Raw genomic sequence first — 1,186 nt, 5'->3', positions numbered from 1 at the left:
AGATCCGCGGCGGCCGCTGCATCCCCGCTGGCCGCAAGCTGGGCAAACCACGGCCCCAGCAGCGGGCGCAGCACCTGGCCAGCGCCCGGCGTATCGGGCGCGGCCTTGACGATGGCGCGGAAGCTGCTGGCGGCACCGGCCGCATCGCCGGTGCGGGCCAGCAGCGCCGCCTGGCGGGCCTGGGCGGCCAGCAGCGCTGCCGATTGCGGGAACTGCGCCGCAGTCAGCTGCACGGCTTCGGCCAGCGCGGCGCGGGCCTCCGCGGGGCGGCCCTGGCGTTCGGCCACGCTGGCAATCTCGGTGGCAACGGCGGCGCGCAGCCACAGGATGGAGAGCACGCGGCCGCCGCGCAGTTCGGCCAGCTGGCGACGGGCATCGGCGAGCTGGCGTTCGGCGCTGGCCAGCTTGCCCTGCCCGGCCTCGGCAGCGCCGCGCAGGTAGAGCGCCTGGCCATCAAGGATGATCACCCGTTCCGCACTGTTCAGAGTGGCGCTGCCGGCACCCAGCCCGCGCATCGCCGCATCATCGATGTTCAGCCGCTGCGACAGCGGCGTGTCGATATAGCCGGCGGCCATGCGGGCGGCATCGGTGGTGGCGATCGCCGTTGCCACCGGGCGGTCCAGTTCCACCTGCGCGCCGACCAGATCGCGCTGGTTGAGCAGATGCTGGGCGCGGGCATTGCGCACCAGCCGCGCCGCCACGGGGTCGCTGGCATCCAGCAACTGGGCTGCCCGGCCGAACAGCCGATCGGCCTCGGCAAAGCGGCCGAGGTTGGATTCCTGCAGGGCCTGGTTGGCCAGATACTCGGCGCTGCGGGTGAAGCCCGGCGCACCCTGGCGGCTGCGCTCCACCAGCAGATCAAAGAACTCGGCGGATTCGGCATAGCTGGCGGCATTGTTGCGGGCATAGGCTTCGGCCAGCGCCTCGCCCGGCTCCAGGCTGCCGGCCTGCAGCCGCGCGAAGGCCGCCGGATCGCCGGCCTCGGTGGCGGCGACGTCGACGGTGCCGGTCACCGGCGCATCGGCCACCAGCGATTGCAGGCCGAGCGCGAGCGCCGAGCTATAGCCGGCCAGCCCGTCGGCCACGAACAGCGTCTTGCCGCGCTGCACCTCAAGCCGCAGCCGCGTCAGACCATCGACCGTGCAGCGGCTGGCGCGGGCGCCGGAGAGGCCGGGCAATGCAGGCA

General features: G+C 73.5%; 1 pseudogene. It reads right to left on the bottom strand.

What is annotated here, in order from left to right:
* Positions 1-1,186 (bottom strand): annotated as a pseudogene (locus tag GJV64_RS14675) (CHAT domain-containing protein); the annotation flags it as partial.

Origin of the sequence: Sandarakinorhabdus rubra, from assembly GCF_010994245.1 — a bacterium.
Classification (GTDB): Bacteria; Pseudomonadota; Alphaproteobacteria; order Sphingomonadales; family Sphingomonadaceae; genus Sandarakinorhabdus; species Sandarakinorhabdus rubra.
Note: the sequence above shows the minus strand (reverse complement) of the source record. Positions and strands in the feature narration are given on the sequence as shown.